The sequence below is a fragment of the Dokdonella immobilis genome (assembly GCF_900115085.1).
Classification (GTDB): Bacteria; Pseudomonadota; Gammaproteobacteria; order Xanthomonadales; family Rhodanobacteraceae; genus Dokdonella; species Dokdonella immobilis.
In genome coordinates this window covers 97,249-121,313 of record NZ_FOVF01000010.1, presented here as the reverse complement: position 1 = coordinate 121,313, position 24,065 = coordinate 97,249, and the positions used below count along the sequence as shown (strand labels likewise).

13 protein-coding genes and 2 pseudogenes are annotated in these 24,065 nt (G+C 61.1%); 4 read left to right on the top strand and 11 right to left on the bottom strand.

The genetic code is table 11. The features are described 5' to 3' along the window. A pseudogene (locus BM125_RS09515) lies at positions 1 to 241 on the bottom strand (IS110 family transposase); the annotation flags it as partial. 369 nt (positions 242 to 610) lie between these two features. Here BM125_RS09515 and BM125_RS09510 point away from each other — a divergent pair. Then, positions 611 to 2,056, top strand: coding sequence for a rhomboid family intramembrane serine protease (locus tag BM125_RS09510; RefSeq protein ID WP_175497993.1), 1,446 nt, complete (start codon positions 611 to 613; stop codon positions 2,054 to 2,056). Between the two features lie 305 nt (positions 2,057 to 2,361). On the opposite strand, the gene BM125_RS09505 is transcribed toward BM125_RS09510, so the two are convergent. From BM125_RS09505 to BM125_RS09495, 3 genes are all read right to left on the bottom strand, one after another. Further along, a complete protein-coding gene (locus BM125_RS09505; RefSeq protein ID WP_092407308.1) occupies positions 2,362 to 3,363 on the bottom strand; it encodes a tetratricopeptide repeat protein in 1,002 nt (333 codons plus the stop codon). 90 nt (positions 3,364 to 3,453) lie between these two features. Beyond that, on the bottom strand, positions 3,454 to 3,654 hold the full coding sequence (locus BM125_RS09500; RefSeq protein ID WP_092407306.1) for a hypothetical protein: 201 nt from the start codon (positions 3,652 to 3,654) through the stop codon (positions 3,454 to 3,456). A 292-nt stretch (positions 3,655 to 3,946) separates the two neighbouring features. After that, positions 3,947 to 6,343, bottom strand: coding sequence for a tyrosinase family protein (locus tag BM125_RS09495; RefSeq protein ID WP_175497992.1), 2,397 nt, complete (start codon positions 6,341 to 6,343; stop codon positions 3,947 to 3,949). A gap of 557 nt (positions 6,344 to 6,900) precedes the next feature. On the opposite strand from BM125_RS09495, the gene BM125_RS09490 reads away from it, so the two are divergent. After that, positions 6,901 to 8,031 carry an MSCRAMM family protein gene (locus BM125_RS09490; protein ID WP_139224926.1) on the top strand — a complete coding sequence of 377 codons (1,131 nt, stop codon included), beginning with the start codon at positions 6,901 to 6,903 and terminating at the stop codon, positions 8,029 to 8,031. 518 nt (positions 8,032 to 8,549) lie between these two features. Beyond that, complete coding sequence (locus BM125_RS09485; protein ID WP_175497991.1) at positions 8,550 to 11,393, top strand: outer membrane protein assembly factor BamB family protein; 2,844 nt, start codon at positions 8,550 to 8,552, stop codon at positions 11,391 to 11,393. A gap of 160 nt (positions 11,394 to 11,553) precedes the next feature. Here the strand turns inward: BM125_RS09485 and BM125_RS20630 are convergent. The 7 genes and pseudogenes from BM125_RS20630 to BM125_RS09455 all read right to left on the bottom strand — a co-directional run. Continuing rightward, positions 11,554 to 11,916 (bottom strand): annotated as a pseudogene (locus BM125_RS20630) (integrase core domain-containing protein); the annotation flags it as partial. Between the two features lie 177 nt (positions 11,917 to 12,093). Then, a complete protein-coding gene (locus BM125_RS09475) occupies positions 12,094 to 13,434 on the bottom strand; it encodes an NHL repeat-containing protein (RefSeq protein WP_175497990.1) in 1,341 nt (446 codons plus the stop codon). A 673-nt stretch (positions 13,435 to 14,107) separates the two neighbouring features. Then, complete coding sequence (locus BM125_RS20205; protein WP_483862686.1) at positions 14,108 to 14,773, bottom strand: STM2766 family helicase-associated protein; 666 nt, start codon at positions 14,771 to 14,773, stop codon at positions 14,108 to 14,110. Continuing rightward, complete coding sequence (locus BM125_RS09470) at positions 14,736 to 16,853, bottom strand: STM2767 family DEAD/DEAH box helicase (protein ID WP_217647843.1); 2,118 nt, start codon at positions 16,851 to 16,853, stop codon at positions 14,736 to 14,738. Before BM125_RS09470 ends, BM125_RS20205 begins: the two co-directional genes overlap by 38 nt. Before the next feature lie 56 nt (positions 16,854 to 16,909). Next, the gene (locus BM125_RS09465) at positions 16,910 to 17,965 is read right to left on the bottom strand and encodes a 2-oxoacid:ferredoxin oxidoreductase subunit beta (protein ID WP_092407294.1); all 1,056 of its coding nucleotides are present in this window, start codon (positions 17,963 to 17,965) and stop codon (positions 16,910 to 16,912) included. 157 nt (positions 17,966 to 18,122) lie between these two features. Beyond that, on the bottom strand, positions 18,123 to 19,967 hold the full coding sequence (locus BM125_RS09460) for a 2-oxoacid:acceptor oxidoreductase subunit alpha (RefSeq protein ID WP_092407292.1): 1,845 nt from the start codon (positions 19,965 to 19,967) through the stop codon (positions 18,123 to 18,125). Positions 19,968 to 20,340: 373 nt separating this feature from the next. Continuing rightward, complete coding sequence (locus BM125_RS09455; protein ID WP_245778865.1) at positions 20,341 to 22,224, bottom strand: FAD-dependent oxidoreductase; 1,884 nt, start codon at positions 22,222 to 22,224, stop codon at positions 20,341 to 20,343. 217 nt (positions 22,225 to 22,441) lie between these two features. On the opposite strand from BM125_RS09455, the gene BM125_RS09450 reads away from it, so the two are divergent. Next, entirely contained in the window at positions 22,442 to 23,980 is a 1,539-nt protein-coding gene (locus tag BM125_RS09450; RefSeq protein WP_092407288.1) for an FG-GAP repeat protein, read from the top strand. Positions 23,981 to 24,065: the final 85 nt, after the last annotated feature.

The following is a 24,065-nucleotide window of genomic DNA, read 5'->3' as shown; positions in this document are numbered from 1 at the left end:
CCTTGACGTGCTGGGCCGGAATCAGCAGTACGCGGTGCCCCAACGCCTGCAAACGGCGGCCCCAATAATTCGAACTGCCACAAGCCTCCATGGCAATCGAGGTGATCGGGAGCTGGTGGATGAACTGGGTGAATTTGCCTGCCGAAAACCGGCGGTTCGATTTCACTTGGCCTTGGGCATCCAAGACGCAGACCTGATAGCAATTCTTTGCAAGATCGATGGCAACGAGACTAGGATTCATGACGGACGCCTCCTCATCTGTGACTGGTCGGTAGTACTTCCAGTCTGGCGCAACGTGACGCCGTAGGTGAAGGAGGCGTCCATCTCAACACCCACAGCCGCAACCATTTCCTGCGCGCCCTGTCAGGGCTTCTGTGGAGACGAAATGCCAATGCCGTGTTGAGCAGCCACGCGCATAACGCCAATGGCGTCAACCGCGACGTCTTGGGCAGGCTTCAGCCCGCTGAGCGCGCCGGCGCGCCATTCTCGCGACTCGTGTATCGATCCATCTCGAAGACCGCACATGTTCCCGAGCTTGTGAATTGTTATAGTCGCGCCGCCTCGGGGGAGACTCTTCTTGCTGATCATGCCGCTGCACCGTCGAATGACCATGGCGAATGCGCCCCTGGTCACGCTGACGCTGATCCTGCTCAACTGCGCCGTCTATTTCTTCCTGCAATCCGGCGACGATCGCGTGCTGCAACAGGCACTGGACTACTACCAGAAGTCGGAACTGGGCAAGATCGAGTTCCCTGCCTACAGCGACTGGCTGCGCGACCACGTTGGCGATGATGATGCCGAGCAACGCCTCGAAGCGATGCAGGGCGCCCCGCCGGAACTGAAACTTGCGCTGATCGAATCCGACCCGATCTTCCTCGAAGCGCTGCGTGCCGACCAGATCATCGACCCAGGCCACCAAGGCCACGCGGAGTGGCGCGCGAAGCGCACCGAGTTCGATCGAATCCGCGACAGCACGTTTACCTCGGGCCATGCCTTGCGCTTCTCGAACGTCGAACCAGGGCGGATGGCATGGGCGATGTTCATGCACGGTGGCCTGGAGCATCTGGTCGGCAACATGCTTTTTCTGTTGATCCTGGGTCTGCTCGTCGAGGGCGCGCTTGGGCCATGGTGGTATCTCGGGCTCTACATCGCCGGCGGCTTCGGCGCTTCGTTTGCGACGGTGGCCTGGCATTGGGGTGATCAGGGCCTGGCCCTCGGTGCATCAGGCGCCATCGCTGCATTGATGGGCGCATATTGCGTCATCTGGAGTCGGCGCCGGGTTCGCGTCTTCTACTGGTTTTTCGTCGTTTTCGATTATGTGCGCGTGCCGGCACTCGTGCTGCTGCCGTTCTGGCTCGGCTGGGAAGTGCTGAACCTGTGGCTGTCCGGCGATACGCAGATCGGCTTCGACGCGCATGCGGGTGGCATCGTCTGCGGGGCAGGAATCGCGTTGCTGTTGCGCCGCCTGGGCGTCGTGCGCAATGACTTCGTCGAGGAGGACGAACGCGAAGAAAAACGCGACGGTCATGCCCTGGCCTATGCGAAGGCGCTTGAACAAATCGGAAAGCTCGAAGTCTCGCGGGCACGTGCGCTGCTGGAGAATATCGAGGCCGAAGAGCCGGGGCAGTTGCACGTTCTGACTGCGCTGTATCGTTGCGCCCGCTATGGCGGCACAGCGGACCAGCTCGATGCTGCGGCCACGCGGGTACTGAGCTTCCCGGCGAAGGACGAGTCAACGATCGGCGAACTCAGGACGGTGTGGACAGACTACCTGAAGGTCTGCGCCGGCGCGCCACGCATCGCGCCTCCGCTCATGTTGCGTCTGCTCAACCCGCTCCTGCGAATCGGTGCCGACGCGGACGCCGAGGCGCTCCTCCACGCCATCGCCAGGACCCACCCGAAGCTCCCTGCCCTGGCGTCCGCATGGTTCGCCTTCTCATTGCGCGCCCCCGAGGCATCGCCGCAACGCCGGCAACGACTCGAATATCTCGCCAGGCACTTCAGCGACAGCGAATTCGCCCCCAAGGCCCGATTCCTGCTGCAGCAGAATGCCTGAGCCGCCCTTGGGTTCCATCAATGACGCATGCAGCTTCTGCTGCTGGCGGGAGACGAAACGGCAGGATTGCGGCTCTGCACCACGAACGCTGCTGCCTGCGGGGCGAGGGCCATGGGTGGTGCGAGTGCAACGGCCGACAGGCTGATGCGGGTGACCAAGCGCAGCGCCATGCCCAGGTGCCCGGCAATCTCACAGGCTTGATCGAGGTCCCCGGTGACTCATCCCTGTGTGCCAGCGCGCACCTGCAAGTCCAACCGACAAAAGAAGGATCGACGCCCTCAGGTTGCGACCACAATGGACAATTTCTAAGCACTCGCCCCGGGCTTCTTCGTCGCCGCCATCATCCGCTCGATCATCCCCGACAGCTGATCGATCTCGCCCATCAACGGATCATCCGGAAAGTTTGCCCTGAGGTACTTCAATATCCCCAGCGACTTCTCGTCCTGATTCATGCGCTCATGCAGCAGGCGCGCGACGAGCAGGTAGTTCCGCGGTATGTCCTTGCTTTTCGGAAAGCGCTTGTGGAACCCCGAAAGCAATCTCAGAGCGACTTCCGCTTGTCCGCCACGGGCCGCGACGCTCGCGAGCTCCGTAACCTGATCGGCCTCTGTCGGCCCGAACGTGGGCTCGATCATCTGACACTCACGCAGAATCTCGAGGGCCGGCAGGCTCTTTTCCTGTGCCAGCAGGATATTGAGGTACTCCCGCCCATGGCGCAGCAACTCGTCGCGATCGTTGCCCAGTCGCAGCAACTTGCGGTACTGCGTGTGCACAGCCGGCGTACCGCCGCGAGTACGCAAGTAACCGCGCAGCAGCTCGGTCGCATTCTCGGGCTTGCCGTCGCGAACGAGACCCGCTGCCTCATCCAGCACATCCTGGTCCGGATCGGGCCTGGCCAGCGCCTTCACCATTTGCGGCGCAACCGGCTCGAAGCCGACGTCCTCGTGATACTGGTAGATCAGATAGCCCATCAGGTGAAACGTCATCACGAGTGCGTAGTTGGAGATGACGCCGACCACGATCAAGGCGACGAACAAGGGCAATACGTTCGAGACCAGGTCGGCCGCATAGCTTTGGCTCGCCATGATCACGACACACAAGCCGACGATGGCGAAATACGGCCAGCCGATGCGGGCCACGATCGCTACCCATTTTGCCGGGTTCAATGCGCCAAGCAGGCTTTCATCCATGGCCAGGGTCATCGTCGCGCCCGGCAGGCTGACTCCGAGGAACAGCATCAGCAGCAAGCCAAGCTTGGGACCCAGCACGGCAACCCCGAAAATGGAGACGATCATGAATATCGCCATCAACCAGATCTGCTTCCAGCCCAGGTCGCTAGCCGTGGATTGCGCAATCTCGGGCGGCTCCAGATAGCCATTGGCCGTGGCACGCAGGCATTAGAACGCATAGCGATAGGCCGCAACCGTCACCAGCAGTATGAGGAACCGACCGAACGGCAGGAACACGGCAAGGTTGCCGAGCGCCAGGACGACAATCGTGATCATCGAACTCGAGTGCGCGGGATAGCGCGTGATCTCGCGCAAGCGATCCCAGAACGGAACGATCGGGGCAGACTGCGCAGGCGGCGGCACGGACATTCGGGGACCTTCAGCGGAATTCGAAGCTGCCAAAGGTGACCGATTGGAGACCGTTTGCCAACCGATTGTTGGCACAAACGGGAACTTGCCTATGCCGCGCCAAATGGAGTAGGCAAAGCTCGCCTCCTGCTTCGAGGCCGCGGTCGCCTGGGTCGTTCAAACGATGCCTGGCGATCGTCTGCCGGCCCGAAGCCCTTTCGCGCGGATCTCCCGCATCCCCTTCGTGCGCCGGGATAAACCGAACACCGAAGCAGCGCAACGGTGTTCGGTTTCCGCATTGCCTGGCCTGTCGCTATGGCACCAGTTCGATCGACACGGATCGGAAGTGCACGTTGGCCCGCTCGCTGATGTTCTCGGCGGCCTTCGTCACCGTCGAATCATCCAATCCGGTGGTCGGCTCGATCTCGAGCACGACATCCTTGTCGCCACCCAGCGCCCGGAACGCCTCGGTTGCGTCGAACGTGAAGCGGTCGGGCGGCGTCCCCGTGCCGTGATCTCCGTGCGGCCCGGTCAGGTTGAAGAAATTGATCACGCCGACCAGCACGCGGTCGCCGTCAACCTTGCGCAGGTAGACTTCGTAGAGCACGCGCGGCGGCTCGTCGAAGGCGAGTCCATCGATCACCAGCATCGAGTGCTGCGCCGGTTCGTTCCCGGTCGGCGACTTGAACAGCATGCTTCGCATCTCGGTGGAGACCTGCAGCGGCACCACGGTCGTCCCGCGTTCCAGGCGCGTTTCGCCCTGCAGGGCGAATTTTCGCACGGGTGCCGTGGCTTCCGTCGCGGCCATCAAGGCTTGCGCCCCAGCCGTTCCGGCCGGGCATCCGCCGCCAGCGGCATAGCCGTAGCCGAGTTGCGCCGTGGTCAGCATGTCGCCGACGCGGCGCGTGATCGAATTGCCGCTGCCATCGATGAAGGTATAGGTCGTGTTGAGCTGGTTCGGATCGTTCGGCAGCCGCGCCGCCGGATTCACGCTCAACCAGCACTCGTAGAGGCGATCGATGTTGGCATGGTGCGAATAGAACACCGGGTCGTTGCCGGCGGAAGGCACGTAGCCCATGTAACCGCTGGGGCAGGAACTCACGCCGATCGCGCAATGCACCGAACCATGCGGAGTCTGCTCGAGCGCGCCATTGAATGCCGTGTAGGTCGTCAGGCCCATTGCGCCGCTGGTCGAGGTCACGCTCGCCGAAAGACTGCCGCTGCCCGTGTTGAGCGACGCCTGGCGGTTGTCCACGCGCAGCGGATTGGTGGCCGGCGTGCCTTCACGATAGGAGAGCGGCAACTGACCGTTCGTCTCGTAGTCGAAGAACGGCAGGCGCAGGTTCGGGTCACCGGCGGCGGCCTGCAACACCTGCTCGAAGTAGTAGATGTACATGCGATGCCAGGTCAGGAACTGCAACGTGCCGTGCTGGCACTTGCACCAAGTGGAGGTTTCGACCGGATTGCCCATGCTGTGCGCGCTGAGTCCGCTCATGCCGGGAAGGCTGAGCCCCGACGTCGATGCGCAGCCGCTGCCCATGTAGGAATGCATGTTCGCCCAGTACTCGAGGCTGCGATGGTAGTTGGCGCTGTCGCGCGGCGCGCTGTTCCAGTCGATCATCTGCCTTATGCCGCGCCGCAAGCTGGCCAGCTCCGACGCGGTCAGCTGCGTGATCGACTTGCGCAGGGGCGTGCCGGCACTCGAACTGCCGAGCGGCCGCGGACAAGGCGCCTGGCTGCGATTGGCGAGGACTCGATAGCGGAAGCTGTTTTCCCGAGACGGATTGTCGTAGGCCATCACGATCCAGTCCGAGCGCGCATTGCCGTCGAGGCAGGTGACCGCAAGCCCGGCACCCTGCCCCTCCCAGCCGACTCCCGCTATCGTCTGGAAGCCCGGCTGCCACGACTGTGCCACACCACGGGTGTCGAGATTGAAGCCGACCCGATAGCGGAAGGTGTTGTCGCGATCGGGCGCGTCATAGGCCATCAGGATGAGGTCGGGTCGCGGATTGGCATCGAGGTTGACCAGGGCGGCGCCGGCGCCTTGTCCTTCCCAGCCCACGCCCGGCACCTGGATGAAGTTGGAAGACCAGCTTGCGTTGCCTGCTGCATTGACGTTGAAGCCGAGCCGGTAGCGAAACGAATTGTCCCGCGACGGATTGTCGTAGGCCATGAAGATCATGTCGGGCCGCGGGTTGCCATCAATCTGGCCGATGACGACAGCCGCACCCTGGCCTTCCCAGCCGACACCCGGCACCTGCGCATGACTGGTCCAGTTCGAAGCACGGCCCTGCGCATTGAGATTCCAGCCGACCCGGTAGCGGAAGTTGTTGGCCTGGCTCGGGTTGTCGTAGGCCATCAGGATCAGTTCCGGTCGACCGTTGCCATCGAGATCGGCCACCGCCGCACCCGCGCCCTGCCCTTCCCAGCCGACGCCGGGCACCTGCACGAATCCGCCGAGCCAGGTACTGGCCACGCCTGATGCATTCAGGTTGAGCCCGACGCGATAACGGAAGCTGTTGTCCCGGTCCGGCGCGTCGTAGGCCATCAGGATCATGTCGGGACGCGGGTCGCTGTCGAGCTGGACGACGACCAGATCGGCCCCCTGGCCTTCCCAGCCGACCCCGGGAACCTGGACGAATTGCGCATGCAAGGCGGGAGCCCACACCGCCAGAATCGACAAGACGCTGCAGCAGATACGAATAGACATGACGCACTCCTTTCGAGACATGTCGAGGAATTCAGACTTGCGATTGCCGTCTTCCTGCCTTGAGGGTTCCTTCTGGCTCGGCAGGAATTGCCAGAGGCGCCCTGCAACGGGCACTTCTGAAAAGCGGACCTCGCCGGGCTGGAATCGCCCGTGCGAAAGAATTCGATGCGTGACCCCGTGGCGCAACACCCACCTCGACCACCCCCGCGACATCCCATTCCGGCGGAAGCTGCGTCCCGATCCGCCCTGGCTCACCCACTGGGTGTTCGCGACTGTTTCAGAGTACAAACCTATACCCTGATTCGGACGCTGTAAACCTGTCACTTATTACAGCTTGTATTCAAACAAGGTTTGAGCTAAACACCCGCGCAGGGTCGCTTGAAAACGCGCGGCATGATGTACTGCGGCCGAATTTCGAGGTAACGGCCCTGGCGCGACAGTCCGCGTTCGGGCCCGATTTCTCGCAAAAGTGTGACTCAACCGGCTGCGTGTATGATCTGCGCAGGCTGCGCTTGGGAGTCTGGGCGCGCATTGGCGATTCGAGTCAGGAGCATGTCATGCGCGTGCGCGCGGCTCTCTTCATCGGCCTTGTGATGTCTGCGCCGCCCGCGTGGGCTGGAAGCATTGCCGGGCAGGTCTCGGCGAGCCCGGACGGCACGCCGATCAGCGGCTTTGCCGTGAATTTGCTCAATGCAGCAGGCGGCAAGGGTTGGGCCGTCGTGCAGTCATTGACCACGAATGCGTCCGGATCTTATTTATTCAGCGGTGTCGCGGCAGGCAATTACATCATCCAGGCCGTCCCGATGAACACGCCGCAGCAGTGCTTGTACGCGCAGCGCTACTTCGATTCCATGGCCCCCTATGACGCTGGCCGACTCGATTCGTCCGCCGATGTCATCTCGATCGGAGCGGGAACTAACATCACGGGCATCAACTTCGCGTTGAATACCGTGGGTTCACTGCAGGGCACGGTGACCAACGGCAGCGTTGGACTCGGCGGAGTGCAGGTGCGACTGCAGGATCGCAGTGATGGGCGATACCACGTCGACGCGGTGACGAGCGCATCCTCCGGCACGCTGGGTACATTCACCGTGTGCGGCGTTGATCCCGGCAGCTACCTCTTCTGGATCCACGACCTCGATGCGCAGTACGACGACCGCATCGCCCCCGGACCCTACATCATCATCAGTGGTAGCCAGTTCACCATCGGCAATCTGGTCATGCAACCAATGCCGGTCGACCCCTACGAACCCAATTCCACGCTCGAAACGGGCACCTCCCTGCCAAGCATTTCCCTGTCCTGGGATTCGAGTGGAGCGCTCCTCTCGACACGCGGCAACGATGTCGACTTCTATTGTTTCGAAGCGCTTGCCGGCGATCACTACCTCATCACGACCACCACCGATGTGTCGATCTCGGGCGAGCCGAGCACGAGCCCGTGGGTCGACCCTGTGCTGGGCTGGTTCTCGACCTCACCCGCATCGCTCTTGCTCAGCAACGACGACGCACCGGGACAACGCAACGCACGCCTCGAAACCGGCTCGGTTACGATATCCGGACGTTACTGCGTCGGTGTCACCACGTACGGCGACCCTGACTTCAACGGCAGTGGCCAGGCCTCCGCCGGTCGCTACGCTTTGCACATCCTCAAAAGCGACACGTTGTTCGATGACGGATTCGATCCGTAGCCTCCTACGAGAAGGGCGAACCGGTACAGCCACAATCCGGCCCGTGTCCTACCCGCACTGTCGGAATTTCCCTGCAGATGGCCGGCCCGAGCCTCGTCACGCTTTCATGCCTGAATACCGAACGAAACCTGCACTCTGCATCTCGCAATGAGCGCGCTGGGCCAGGCTATGTGGCCTATATTCCTGGCCACGGGTCGTCCGACGAACCTCGCGGGAATGGCTGGAGCAGCTGCCGCAAGCGCTGACCGACAACATTGGGGTCGGCTCGCACGCCAACGTCGCACTACGCAATGAAGCGCACCTCGTCCTGCGCATCGAGCCGGGCGCGGGCGCAAGCCTGTCGTATCAGACACTGAGGTCCGCTGGGTTTTCCGGCGGATAGATGCGTCAATTCATGCTTCCAGTATAAGATGGAAACCCGCTTCCCGCCGCGCAATACCCGGCGATTCGTCGCAGCAACACCAACGGCGCGGCATTCTCGCATTTTCTCTGAATTTCAGTCGTTCCGGAGTTCCCGCATGGACCGCCTCAATCCCTTCATCTGCTCGATTGCCATCGGCATCGCATCATGCGCGCTGGCCCACAGCACGATGGCCAGCCCGGTGTGGCAGAACGACTGGAACTTCACGTCGACGCCCTTCGTATCGTCCGGGATCTCCTTCTACGGGCCAACCGCTCCGGTCGCCTACTCCAGCGATGGCGATGTCTTGTTCGTCGGCGTGAACCCGTCCCCATTCAATGCCCAGGTGACTCGTCTCGACAGCGCCGGCAACCTGCGCTGGGCAGCCAACCTGGACAACTACAGCAGCCAGGACTACTACCAGGCGAATGCACTGATCGCCAACGATGATGGCAGCGCAATTGTCGCGCTGGGTGACGGACTGTTTCCCTCGATCGCACGCATCGCCCCGAATGGTGAGCTTGCCTGGGCGCGAAAGGTGCAGGCACTCTGGATGGCCAAACTGCCAGGTGGACGCCTGGCAACGCGAAATTGCAACAAGACCCGCGTACTCGATGCAAACACCGGCGATCTGCTCTGGGAGCGTCGGTCGGCGCCGAACAGCAACTGCGGGCTGGACGGCCTGTTGGTCGATGGCCTCGGCAATCTCTACAGCGCCTACTACCAGGCTGATGTCCTTCACGTCGAGAAGTTCGCTGTCGATGGCAGCCTGAGTTTCCAGACAACAGGCGGATCGACGTTCGGCGGACAAGTCGGCGCCCTGGTCGGGATCGACGACACCAATTTCTATGTGCGGGTCGGGCCCGACCTTCGCGCATTTCGCCAGACCGATGGCAGCATGGCCTGGACCATCCAGCCCGGGGACTATGTGGCGGGCATTACCACCAAGGATTCACCTTCGGAGTTGGTTCTTGTCGGAGACGACTTGATCCGTCGCCTGGCTGCGGATACCGGCGCGGAGAGGTGGTCGCAGCCGCTGACGAGCGGCCACTTCGCCAGGTCCGTGGACACTTCGATTCTGGTCAACGCAGGCAATTCCCTCATCAGGCTCAATGCGACTACCGGCGCTACCGTCTGGTCGACCTCCTTGCCTGTCGTGAATGGCGACGGAGACCCGCTCTACTGGCAACAATTCGGTGGGCTTGCCAACAACCGGATTCTCGGACTTGCGAGCACCTACAACGTCAACAAGGCTGCACCTCCGTTCGTGCAGCCCATCGACTTTTCAAGCGGAAGCCTGTTAGCCCTGGATCCGATTCCGCTCGTCGACCAAGGCGTGCAAGGCAATTCGAAAGTCGATGGAACCCAGGTCATCAGTGTCGCCCATGACCTGAGTCCAACCGGACCGCAACTGCGCATTCGTTCCGTCGACGCAGGCACTGGCGGAACCCAATGGGAAACCATCGACGACATGGCGCTTGGGGACCAGTTCTTCACGCCTCAGTTCTGGCAGCCCGCCGATTTCACCATTAAGAATGATCTCGTCGCGGTACTCAGCACCTTGACGCGCCCCGGCAACCTTGCCCCAGCGGACAGCGCCTTCCAGATCGGTCTGTACGATCGCACCACCGGAAGCAAGCAATGGAGTGCCGTCCTCTACGAGCCGACCCAGACCGGCACGTACACCGTGGGACCGGATATCGACGCCGACGGCAACGTCTACGTTGTTGTCAATATCGATCTGGCGTGCGGCAGCAGCACGTGCTCGCACACGCGCATGTACAAGTTTTCAAGGCAGTCCGGAGCCATTCTCTGGAACACCGACCGCGCGGGCAACTGGCTAAGGACGTTCGAGCTGTTCGGCAACGACATCCTCCTTTCCGGCCCCCTGGATGGCTCGAACAAGACTCTGGCGCGGCTCTCGGGAGTCGACGGATCGGAACTGTGGTCGACCACCCTGTTTTCGGGCGACGGCTCCTACTTCGGGTTCTACCGCGTTGACGCCCAACATGTGATTTTCTCGAGCGCGCAAAACAACGCAAAGATAGACGTGACCACCGGCGCGGCGGCGTGGATCGCCGCCAGTGCACCCTATGGCTGCACATTCTGCAGTGAGAAGGGTTTCATCACACTTCCCAACGGAGACGCCCTGACGGCGCTCGGAGTCAATTCGACGCCGGTGGTCCGCCGATTCCACAACGACGGCAGCGCAATCGTCGAGCAATGGGTGCTGAGCCCTGCCAGTCCGATTCTGTCCCAATCGGCGCACTCGCCACTGCTGACGCCATCGGGAAACATCGAACTGATGGTTCGCCGGTCCCTCCTCTCCACCTCGATCAGCTTCCACTTCATCGCCAGGTTCGACCCGACCACAGGAACCATGCTTGGGCAGCAGCTGGTGACTCCGATGCCCCTCGACGCCGGCTCCCCATCACGCTATGGGTATCCGCTTTCCTGGCCAATGGACGGATCGGTCCTGGCGACCTCAACGTCGATTGAAGCGCCCTCACCCGCCACTACCGGCCTTGCCTTGATCGATACCAGCGTACTGGCAAGCGGCGATCTTTCCGCAGGCCTGACCGTCGACACGTCCGCCGCTTCGCCTGGACAGGACGTCGGCTTTCACATGACGGTGAACTACACCGGCGACCAGCCCATTACCGCCGCCCACCTGTTCGGCTACCTGCCGTGGCAAGGCGGAATCAGCTCGGTGGTCTGCACGCCAGTCAGTGCGTGTAACTGCTCGGTCGATACCCGCTTCGGCAGCATCAACGCTACCTTCGACATCCTTCCGGGCGGCACGCTCACCATTGACGGCCAGGCTCGCGTAGTCGACGGCTCAGAGACGAACTACATCGGCGTCGGCACCTACGGACCAACCAGCCTCAGCGAACCCGATACCATCAACAACTTCGCGCGCTCGAAGGTCATCCAGAGCCTCTTCAACAACGGATTCGACTAGCCTCGAAATCCACCCCGGAGATCCGGGAACCGCCTTGTTGTCCCTCAAAGAAGGGATTGATCTCCTCTATTCGCTACGAGATGTGGCGCAGCGAAGACACCGATTCAGCGATGATCGGAATGGCGCGGCTGGTGCGCTGCGAGGTCTCGGCGCCCCGTGCTCATGGCGACAAGCCTGCTCCGCCATCTGAGGCCAGATCAAAACAGTGATTGACGGCTGCCTCGCCACTTCCGAGCCGGCTTCCCGTCCATCCCCTTGTGCCCGTAAGCCCAGGCTGGCCTTTCAGCCCAGGACCGAACCCGACACGGAATGCGGCGAGACTCCCCTTCGTTGCCGACATTTTTCCCTCAAATGGGGTCGCGACCCGGCGCTCGGTGTTGTAGAACTGGATCCAATCGCTGATCGTTCGACTGACATGTCGCTGACTCTCAGAGCGATGCCGGTGCACGCATTGCTCTTTTAGGGTTCGGATGAGGCGCTCGACCATGCCGTTCTGCTTTGGACAATACGGCGTGATGAACTCCTGCTCGAGACCATAGCTGCGAACAAGGCGCGTGTAGCTGCGGCTGGTGAAGACGAGACTGTTATCCTCATGCGGGACAGCAAGGCTACTCGCATCACCCCCGAATCACGCATCGGAAAATGATGATTCAAGACCTGGTTCCGAGTCTCCGTGGCCGCGAGTCGCCGAATCTCACGCTCACTGCCCGGCCCATGCGGCCGTCGAGCCATCGTCGAAGTCGTCGGCGAAGATCAGGCCGTTCTCGGTGCGCACGACCGCCCAGTGCGAGGCGGCGTCGAACAGCATCTGTGCCGAGCCGGCCATCACCGGTCGGCCGACGGAGAGGGTCAGCGCGTAGGCCATGTCGCGCGCACCGGCAAACAGATCGAAGGGCACGCGCCGGTAGCCACCACCGTGAAAGGATGGATCAGGCGCGCCATCTGTGCCGAGGCGCAGCAGCAGCATGTCCTCATAGCCGGGCGCGTCCGGCTGCACCCAGCCGGCGCCGAGCAGCTTGCCGTCGTCCTGCAACACGAACCGGTTGATGCGGCTGTCGTTCTCGAAGCCGTCGAGAGGCACCGCCAAGCCACCGCCAAAGGCCGGGTCGACGGCGCCACCCGGCAGGAAAGCGCGCACCTGCGCTGAGTTGTAGGCGTAGAGGCGCGCGCCATCAGCTGCGACGAGCAACTGCAGCGGGCCTGTCATCTTGTGCACCGAATCGGCACGACCGTCGCCGTCCCCCCAGGCAGGATCAGGCTGACCCGCCTGGGTCAGCCGCCAAAACGCCAACGGTGTCGAACCGTCACCGACGGCGACGATCGGTCGGCCACTACCGTCCAGGTCGAGCGCGAAGACGGGCGCGGTCGTGCTGACATTCATCGGCACCACGGCCCAGCCGCCGTCGCCGAAGCTCGGATCGGCGACTCCCGCGCTGGTGACCGCGAGGACGTACGGCCGCCAGGCAGCGTTGTCGGGGCAAAGCTTGCAGAGGCCGGCGAAATAGACGCGGCTGGAATCCGAGCGAATGCTGAGCGGACCGAGGCCGACCGAGGCCGCCGGCCACGGGTTTGCGATTTCAGCGACGCCGCCGCTGCCGAAGGTCGTGTCGAGATCGCCCTGGCCGCTCAGGCGAACCAGTGCGTGGACGTTGTTCCGGTCCCCGGCAAGCAGGATGCGGCCGTCCGTCTCGACCGACAGTTGCCGCATCGTCTCGTTCCCGGCGAAGTCGAAGTCGGCAACGCCGAGGTCGCCGAAGTCCGGATCGAGGACGCCGGCTGCCGTGATGCGCGCCACTGCAACGTCGAGGCCGGTGGCGTCGGTGCGCGCGAAGCCGGTGGCCAGCAGCGCGCCGTCTGCCAGTGCGGTGATCGCCAGGATGCGGTTGCCGACATCGGCCGGCGCGGCGACGACGAAGCTCATCTGGCCGCCGTCGGCAAAGCTCGGATCGGCGTCGCCGTCATCGGCAGCGAGTGGCATCGCCACAACGAGCTGGGCGAACAAGGCGAGCGCGCAGCGCAACGGCGCGGGACCGATGTTCATCGGTCGGTTCTCCCGTGTACAGGAGGTTCGAACGCCCTCCTTGGGCAGGCCGCCCGGCATCCCGTTGCCGGCGCACGCGTCGATTGGGCTCGGGGCTGCCGTGACTGGAGCCTCATCGCCGAGCGACTTGGCGAGCTGACGGGTGTCCACCAACGCCGTTGACGGCGACTTCCCAGCGGCAGCTGCCAGTGGGCCGAGTGCGGCCGATACAAGAACTAGAAATATCATGGCGCTGCCGTCTCCCGCAGGTGTGATCACAGCCCCCCCCGGAATGGAGGTGTTCGCGAACAACAACGGAAGAAGTCACTCCCGGGGGCCATCAGTGCAGGCCGCCTGCCCCAGTCAAGTCAGTCGACGCGGCAGATCGCCCGGAGCGTTCGCGGGTTTGCGGGGCAGTCCGATTCACCGCTGCGGCGATTCGTGCCGCCCGTCCGAAGCCCGTTCGTGGTGAGCCTGTCGAACCATGAACCGATTCGCCGCACTCGCCCACGGTTCAACAGGCTCACCGACCGGATATTCAAACACTACGCATCAGCCCGGATCAGTTCCGAGCAGCGACCGCAGCGCTACAGAAATTCAAAACTCAAGACCTGACCCCGAGCTTCCAGCCTCGCAGACCCCAGCCTTGCATCGATTCTGGCGGCAAAATGTTGACCCCATCGATCCCTGACTCTCAAGTCCCAATGTTCTTGGAAGGGACGAAGTACAGGCATTCCGTATTCACATCGCACAAATTTACGAGATCTTCGACTTCGAACTGAGCAGCGGAACCCACCTTCAAAGTAGACGAACCTGTGTAAAAGAAATCCACATGATGTCGCGGATGAAGATGACCATTTGCTCGGGCTAGGTCATTGTCGTACCTCAAATATCCATCCTCACATAACATAAGGTCACGCAACAGAACCCATGAATCTGGACAAACTTCACAGCTATCCATTATTGGTTCAGAAAAACCATAAACATCCGACTTCTCTAAAACCTGAAATGAATCAACAAGAGACAGGATCTCCGATGTCACGCGACTATCGATATCCCCGCAATTCCTGGATTTGAATCCGATGAATCCGTTCTGATCATATACGTGAAAGGGAAAGTTCAGAGAGAAAACCTTTGTTTCCGAACAAAGAAAAAGTCGGCTCATCTTCGAAACAACAAGTGATAGCGTCGCCACAACATCTCGTGGAGATGGCGCATTGACGCTCATGATCTTCATGCTGTTCATCCAAAGAGAGATCGAGCCTCTCTTATCGCGAATTGGAGAAAATAGGCGTTGTGCTTGGTAGGCATCCAAGTCAAAACTAAACCTCTTCACCGCCGCCCCTTTGCATCCGTTCATACACAAACTCAACGGTTTCAATCACTTCTGCCTCTTCCCAGTTGTCTCCAAACGTGGTCTTCACTACCTCCATGATTTTTGGCCTAAATAAGGGCAATACCTTCAAACTATTAAAGATTGACTCCATGAAATCGTAAAAGGAAACATTTGACCCAGACACTTTTATGGTTGTATTGATTCTAGCGCGCTCTTCATCATCGGGACGCGAAACTTTGATGCATCCGTCAGAGTTAATCATGTCGAGGCCAGCACGGATGCTAGGCAAAATCTTCTTATTCGGTTCGGCTGATAGGACGATATACGACTGAAGAAACGATCTGGTTAATGTCATATACAAAGCGTTTCTATATGAATAGAAGTTCGTGATTTTCTCTGTTACGCAAATTACATAAGGGAACTCCAGCCCCTTCACGTTGTTTCTATTGCTCAAAAATAATGAGCCAGGCGTCTTCTGCTTTGTCTCATATGCCTTATTGACCTCCCAGCCTGTTTCACGAGGAACCAGCTGCTGCAAGAGGTCTGCGAACTCATAAACAGCGCTATTGTTGTCGAGCAAGATGATCCCTACGTCTTCCGGCGTTACAGTCGGATTTTCTTCAATGATCTTCCTTACCAACCGAATAGTCTCTTCGACTGCCGCAGAATAGAACCTGCCTCCTACCTCGCAAATTTCTACGCTCGGCTTCTTTTCATCCTCGATATCCTCAAATCTTCGAATCGGCTCTCGTGATAGTTGGTACTCTTGGCCTTTATTCGTTTTTTCAACCTTATACCCACAAGCTTTCCACTCCTCATCTTCCAACCATCTCAGCTTTGTGTCTTCAAATAATCCCATTCCGAGCGCGTGAGCAAACATGAGTGTTCTGGGGTCTGTCCTATAGACCTTACTCAGCAAAAAATCGGGCGAAATACTCCGCACAATTGAATCGTCAAAAATGCTCTGAAAAATGTCACCGGCGATATATACCGCCCTTCTAGTGACAGCCGCACAAAGTGCGAAGAAGGATTCAGGAAAATCCTGACTCTCATCAATCAATATATAGTCAAAGATTGGCTCTGGACTCTCAAGACGACTCAGGAATTCAAGGGCGACCTCACAGACTTTAGAGAATGGTGTTGACTTGCTCCAAGACATGAACGGAATGCCGTACTTGAAGCAAATGTAGCGATACGTTCCGGAATTTGGCGCTGAACTTGAACCCCACGCATGCACACACCAGAGCCTCTCATTCCACTTGATTTGCTGCTCAACTTTCATGAAATCAAAGAAATCTGGAATTCGGCGCCGAAGATTGTCTGCCAAAATTTTGTTGTGGCACGTAAGTACAACTCGAGCTTCATCCTCGCCTACGTACAACTCCTTTAATTTGTGGAAAAGAAGCTCAGTTTTCCCTGTACCAGAAAGACCCTGAATCCTCGTCGGTGACTTGTTTGGCTTTAAATATATGAATCGCGTTTGCTCGCCATCGAAAAGAAGTATTTTTCTCTTAACCTTGTCAAGTCTATTCTCGGGCACATCAACCCGAACTCGGGCGACATCATTGATACTTCCAGTAAGTAGCGAGATAAGCAATTCACCTACACGCTGGTCACGTGCATTTTCTATTCTCAACGCTTGCTCTAAATTCTCGAAACTTGAGAATTCATCGCTTCTAAAGGAAGCAACTAGTCTCTCCCTCCATTTTCTTGGCCGCCCAATGGCATCACGATATCGATACTTATCGGAGAGCGTCCCAAGATCCTCAAGAAAGTCCTCTACGTATTCAGAAAATTGGGACTCGCTCGATCCATAGTTAATAAACGTAAGTTTACGTTTTGGGATTAGAATGACAAGAACTTGCTTGTAGGCATACTCATATCTGCTGTCGCCCAACGGAGAATCCACAACGTAGACCTGAGTTTTATTTTCGTCGCTCCAACGCTCAATCTCGGCGATTAGGTCGTGGCTCTCCTGGGTTTCAGGTGCTTGCAAATAGAAGAAGCTCCCGCTGGCGACTTTTGATTCTGGCATTTGATAGGCTGCCCTGCTAGCTTGAGATGTTTTGCGCAATTCAATTGCGCCGAGCGATGGCTGACCCACTTGTACTTCCGAGATTCCCTATTCGCACGAAGTTCCTAGCGACACTCGAATGAAACTCACCTCAACCCCCCATTGATCCTCTCCAACACCTCGCGCCCCGGGCTCAACTCCCTCACCTCCAGCCGATTGAGCGGAACTTGCACAGTCCCAAGGTGGCTATGCAAATCCGAAGGCTCCGGATCGACGTACAGCAACCCCGTCACCACCTCCCCTCTTGCATGATGCTGCTGCACATAGTTGGTGGCGGCGATGTGGTCGCAGGGGTTGTAGTGGGAATGGAGCTTGTGGAGGCGCAGGGTTGAGCCGTCGTGCTGGGCGACTTCGATGGTTTCGCCGGGTTCGTAGTCGACCTGGATTTCTTCGCGGGTCGGGATGACGTCGAGGCGGTTGACGGCGTCGTTGTGTTCGCGGACGTATTCGTAGCTCTTGGTGCTGCCGGCGTGGTTGTTGAAGGCGACGCAGGGGCTGATGACATCGAGGAAGGCAGCGCCCTGGTGCAGGATGGCGCCCTTGATCAGCGGTACGAGTTGGGCCTTGTCGCCTGAGAAGCTGCGCGCGACGTACGTGGCCCCGAGTTGCAGGGCGAGGCCGATCAGGTCGATCGGCGAGTCGGTGTTCTTCACGCCCTTCTTCGACATCGAGCCTTCGTCGGCGGTGGCCGAGAACTGGCCCTTGGTCAGGCCGTAGACGCCGTTGTTCTCGACGATGTAGACCATGTTGACGCCGCGGCGCATGGCGTGGACGAACTGGCCCATGCCGATCGAGGCGGAGTCGCCATCGCCGGAGACGCCGAGATAGAGCAGATCGCGGTTGGCGAGGTTGGCGCCGGTCAGTACCGAGGGCATGCGGCCGTGTACGGTGTTGAAGCCATGCGACTGGCCGAGGAAGTAGTCGGGGGTCTTTGAGCTGCAGCCGATGCCGGAGAGCTTGGCTACGCGGTGTGGTTCGACGTTGAGTTCCCAGCAGGCCTGGATGATGGCCGCTGAAATCGAGTCGTGGCCGCAGCCGGCGCAGAGGGTGGAGATCTTGCCTTCGTAGTCGCGTCTTGTGTGGCAGAGCGCGTTCTTGGGCAGGGTCGGATGGTGGAGCTTGGGCTTGGTGATGTAGGTCATTTGCTGGGCTCGGTCCTGCTCGTCATCCCAGCGTAGGCTGGGATCCAGTTCTGCGCTTGATTTACAGAGAAAAAAACAAGAACTGGATTCCAGCCTGCGCTGGAATGACGGTTCTTTTGAATTGCGCGCAAGATTGGCGATGTCTGAGCCAGGTTGCTCATGCGACCGTCTCCGAAGCTTGCGCGGAGACGCTGGCGCCGCGCATGTGCTCGGCGATGGCGCGGGCGATGAAGCGGGCGGTGATCGGGGTGCCGTCGTAGTGGAGGATCTTGATGACGCGGGCCGGGTCGAGGTCGAACTCGTTGATCAGCAGACTGCGCAGCTGGGCGTCGCGGTTCTGTTCGATCAGGAACACGCGCTCGTGCGAGAGCACGAACTGGCGTACCGATTCGGGGAACGGGAAGGCGCGGATGCGCAGCGTGTCGAGGTGCAGGTCCTGGGCTTCGAGCACGGTGATAGCTTCGTCCATCGACGGGCTGGTCGAACCGTAGTAGATGGCGCCGAAGCTCGCCTTCTTCTTCGCCGTGCGCAGGATCGGTTGCGGCACGAGCGATTTGGCCGTGTCGAACTTCTGCAGCAGGCGCTCCATATTGTAGATGTAGTCGGGGCCGCGTTCGGAGTAGCGCGCATATGGATCGCGCGAGGTGCCGCGGGTGAAGTAGCTGCCCTTGGACGGGTGCGTGCCGGGATAGGTGCGGTACGGAATGCCATCGCCGTCGACATCCTTGTAGCGGCCGAAGTCCCTGCCCGCCTCGAGTTCCTCGGCGGTCATGACCTTGCCGCGGTCGTAGTCGCGCGTGTCGTCCCAGGTGAACGGCGCGCAGAGGCGCTGGTTCATGCCGATGTCGAGGTCGGTCATGACGAAGATCGGCGTCTGCAGGCGGTCGGCGAGGTCGAGTGCCTGGGCCGAGAACTCGAAGCATTCGTTCGGATCTTCGGGCAGCAGCAGGACGTGCTTGGTGTCGCCGTGCGAGGCGTAGGCCGCAGCGAGGATGTCCGATTGCTGGGTGCGGGTCGGCATGCCGGTCGAGGGGCCGCCGCGTTGCACGTCGATGATGGTGACCGGGATCTCGGCGAAGTAGGCGAGGCCGATGAACTCGTTCATCAGCGAGACGCCGGGGCCCGAGGTGGTGGTGAAGGCGCGCGCACCGTTCCAGCCGGCGCCGGTGACGATGCCGATCGAGGCGATTTCGTCCTCGGCCTGAATGATTGCGTAGCGGTTCTTGCCGGTTTCCGGATCCACGCGATATTTCTGACAGTAGGACTGGAACGCTTCGGCCAATGAGGAGGACGGCGTGATCGGATACCAGGCGCAGACCGTGGCGCCGCCGTAGACGCAACCGAGCGCGGCGGCGCTGTTGCCGTCGATGAAGATCTTGTCGCCGACGTTGTCGGCCTTCTGCACGCGCAGGCCGATCGGTTTGAGGTGCTCTTTCGCGTGATCCATACCGAGATGGAGGGCATGGATATTGGCGTCGAGCAGCTTGGCCTTGGCCTTGTATTGCTGCTTGATCAGGGTTTCGATGACCTCCGCGTCCATGCCGAGCAGCTGCGCGACGGCGCCGACGTAGATGATGTTCTTGAACAGCTGGCGCTGGCGCGGATCGTCATAGGTGGCATTGCTGATGTGGGTCAGCGGCATGCCGATGGTGGTGACGTCTTCGCGGAAGCGGGATTTCGGCAGCGGCTTGCTGTTGTCGTAGAAGAGATAGCCGCCGGTTTCGATTTCCTTGACGTCGGCCTCCCAGGTCTGCGGGTTCATCGCAACCATCAGGTCGACGCCGCCGCGGCGGCCGAGCCAGCCGGCTTCGTTGACGCGCACTTCGTACCAGGTCGGCAGGCCCTGGATGTTGGACGGGAAGATGTTGCGCGGGCTGACAGGGACGCCCATGCGCAGGATCGATTTCGCGAACATCTCGTTGGCCGAGGCAGAGCCCGAGCCGTTGACGTTGGCGAATTTGATGACGAAGTCGTTGGTGGCGGTGATGGGGGTCATGGTCATTGTTCCCCTCTCCCCTCGGGAGAAGGTGGCCCGGAGGCTCGGGTGAGGGTTCGGGCTTGCCGCAAGGAGTGGGAATGGCGCGGGGGTCGTACCCTCACCCCACCCCCTCTCCCGAGGGGAGAGGGGCTTCGCGGTGCTTGACGCCTTGTTATTCCGTCGTCCCGACATGCATGGAAACGAGCATCGCGGCTGAAGCCGCTTCCTACGACGGAGCGCAAACGCGGGAGCGGCGATCGAAGTCGGGAGGCGAGTTCGCGCCCTGTGTAGGAAGAGCCTTCAGGCTCGATGCTTTTTGGCGAGGCTGCGGGAAGAGCATCGCGGCTGAAGCCTGCTCCTACGACGACCTTCTGGGATCCTGGTGCGTGGAGGGACATCACGCGGCCTCCTGCTTGCGCAGCTTGCCGGGGCATGGGGGCGTGTTGGCGTGGGTCATTTCGATGAGGACCTTGCGCATGTCCCAGGCGCCGGTCGGGCAGCGTTCGGCGCAGAGGCCGCAGTGCAGGCAGACGTCTTCGTCCTTGACCATGACGCGTTGGGTCTTGAGCGGGCCGGAGACGTACAGCGACTGGGTGAGATTCAGGGCGGGTGCGGTGAGCTTCTGGCGCAGCTCGGGTTCTTCTGCGTTGCCGGTGAAGCTGATGCAATCCATCGGGCAGATGTCGACGCAGGCATCGCATTCGATGCAGGCCTGGTCGGTGAAGACGGTCTGCACGTCGCAGTTGAGGCAGCGCTGGGCTTCCTTCCAGGCGGTGGCGGCGTCGAAGCCGAGTTCGACTTCGGTGCTGATGCTTTTCAGCGCCTCCTCGAACGGCACCAGCGGCACCTTGTAGCGCTCATCGCCGGAGATGTCGTTGTCGTAGCTCCACTCGTGGATGCCCATCTTCTGCGAGAGCACCTTGACTTCGGGCGGCGGGCGCTCGGAGGTGGGTTGGCCGGAGAGCAGCCTATCGATCGAGATCGCCGCTTCGTGGCCGTGGGCGACGGCCCAGATGATGTTCTTCGGGCCGAACGCGGCATCGCCGCCGAACAGCACGTGCGGCAGGCTCGACTGATGGGTGATTTCGTCGACGACCGGCATGTCCCATTCGTTGAATTCGATGCCGAGGTCGCGCTCGATCCACGGGAAGGCGTTTTCCTGGCCGACCGCGACCAGCACGTCGTCGCACTCGAAGAACGGATCGGGTTCGCCGGTCGGGACCAGCTTGCGCCGACCGCGCTCATCGTATTCGGCGCGGACCTTTTCGAAGGTCATGCCGGTGAGCTTGCCGTTCTCGTGGACGAAGGTCTTCGGCACGTAGTAGTTGAGGATCGGAATGCCCTCATGGGCGGCATCCTCCTTCTCCCACGGCGAGGCCTTCATCTCCTCGAAGCCCGAACGCACGATCACCTTGACGTCTTCGCCGCCGAGGCGGCGCGCCGAGCGGCAGCAATCCATCGCCGTGTTGCCGCCGCCGAGCACGATCACGCGTTTGCCGACCGATTTCACGTGCCCGAAATAGACCGAGGACAGCCAGTCGATGCCGATGTGGATGTTGGCCGCGGCCTCTGCCGAGCCAGGCAGTTCGAGGGCGCGTCCGCGCGGGGCGCCGGAGCCGACGAAGATCGCGTCGTAGCCCTTCTCGAGCATCGCGCGCATCGAGTCGATGCGATGGCCGCCCTTCAGTTCGACGCCGAGATCGAGGATGTAGCCGACCTCTTCGTCGATGACCCGCTCCGGCAGGCGGAAGCGCGGTACCTGAGTGCGCATGAAGCCGCCGCCCTTCGGGTCGGCCTCGAAGACGGTGATCTCGTAGCCGAGCGGGGCCAGGTCGCGAGCCACGGTCAGCGACGCCGGGCCGGCGCCGATGCAGGCGATGCGCTTGCCGTTCTTCTTCGTCGCCGGTTTCGGCATGCGCGCCTTGACCTCGCCCTTGTTGTCGGCGGCGACGCGCTTCAATCGGCAGATGGCGACCGGCTCGGGTTTCTCGCCATTGTTTTCCTCGACGCGCCCGCGCCGGCAGGCCGGTTCGCAGGGGCGGTCGCAGGTGCGCCCGAGGATGCCGGGGAAGACGTTGGACTCCCAGTTGACCATGTAGGCATCGGCGTGGCGCCCTGCCGCGATCAATCGGATGTATTCGGGGACTGGAGTGTGGGCCGGACAGGCCCATTGGCAATCGACGACTTTATGGAAGTAGTTCGGGTTACTGATGTCGGTGGGTTGCACCTGGTTGCCTCGCGGACGACAGGCCGGTGGTGCCGGCGATTCGGGACGCCTCACGCAATGTGACCGCCCCATGACACGGTCGGCTTGGAGTCTAGACACCAAGGCCCCGGGAATGAAAGACACGGCGCACAAATGCGGGGAATGGGGAATGGGGAATGGGGATTCGGGATTCGCAAGAGCGGTCGGCTGCAACCCTTCCGCGGGCAGGCGTGGCCCTTGGGCCTGCCGGACTCCGTGAACAGTCCCAGAGGTTCACTTTGGAGATCGACCCATGTCTGTGCGTTTTCGATTTGCCGCCGCCTGCGTCATTGCTGTGCTCGGTCTGACAACCGGGACACTGGCCCTTGGCGACACCAAGCTCGGTACCGAAGGCAATGTCTACCTGGCCAATCCGTATACGGATCCGGCTGAGGGCTATTACGGCTTTCGCACCGCCGTTGGCGATTTCGATGGCGATGGTATCGACGACCTGGTGGTCTCGGAGCTGGGCACTTCGCAACGCTTCAGGGTGTTGCTGGGCAAGGCGTATCCGATCGGCGGCCCCTATCCCGTTTCGCGCTTCACCGGCAAGACCGTGGCGACTGCAGCCTACGGCAGCATTCTCGCCACCGGCGATTTCAATGGGGATGGCGTCGACGAGGTGGCCATCGGCGATCGCGACAGCGCGAGCAACGCCGGAGGCGGCGGGACGGTCTACATCTATCGACGCTCGGCGGCCGACAGTTGGACCGTACAGGCGATCATCCGCCAGGGCCTTGGCAGCTACAACGGGGTCGACGAAGCCGGCGACAAGTTCGGGTTTACGCTGGCCAGTGGCGATTTCGATGATGACGGATTCGATGACCTCGCGATTGGAATCCCGGGCAAGAATCAGGCCGGCAGCCCGGAGATCGTCTCAGCGGGTGCTGTGCAGGTGGTGTACGGGTCGGCATCCGGCTTGAGCGGCACGCGCGACCGTGTCTTCACGGCGGCCAACGACGGACTCGACTTTGCGCCCGGGAATTCCGATCAGTACGGGTACGCCGTGGCGGCCGGCGACATCGATGCGGACGGCGACGATGACCTGGCCATCGGCGTGGTCAAGCGCGCATGCCCGAATACCGGCGAGCGCGCGGGCGGCGTGGTGATCCTCAAGGGCTCGACCAGCCTCGGCCTTTCCACGCTCGAAGCCCAGGCCTTCCAGCCCGGCGTCGCCGGCATGCTCGGCAGTTGTCCTCTGGCCAGCTACTTCGGCGCTTCGCTCAGCATCGGCAAGGTCAACGGCCAGGCCTACCAGGGCCTCGTCATCGGCGCACCGCTTTCCGACGTGGGCGGTGTCGAGAAAACCGGCGCCGTGCACCTGATGTTCGGCAGCTCGGGCGGGTTGAACACCGGCGCCAACAAGTTTATTTCGGTGACCGACCTGCCGGGTGGCGTGTCGATTCCGTTCCTGCAGTTCGGCAACCAGGTCAAGCTTGGGCGCTTGCGTACCTCCGCCCAGAGCCTGGCGATCAGTTCGGCCCTCGAGACCGTCGACGGACTCATCGAGGCCGGCGCGATGTGGGTCCTGCACAGCGGAAACGGCTCGGCGATCATTTCGACCTCGATCGTCGAACGCCTTGTCGCAAGCGCTCGCTTGCGCATCGGCCCACCCGCAGCCGAGGATCGATTCGGCGGCTCCATCGCCATCGGCGATTTCAACGGCGACGGAATGAACGACCTCGTCGCGGGTGCCTACCAGCACGATGATGGCGGCGATGCCAATACCGGCGGCGCGCAGGTGCTGTACCAGAGCGAGTTCATTTTCAAGGATGGATTCGACAGCGAGTGAAGCGCGGTCAGGGCCAACAGCAAAGGAGCTACGCGGCCCCGGCCAGCGAAGCCCGCGTCCACCGTCGTTGCTTCCGTAGGAGCGC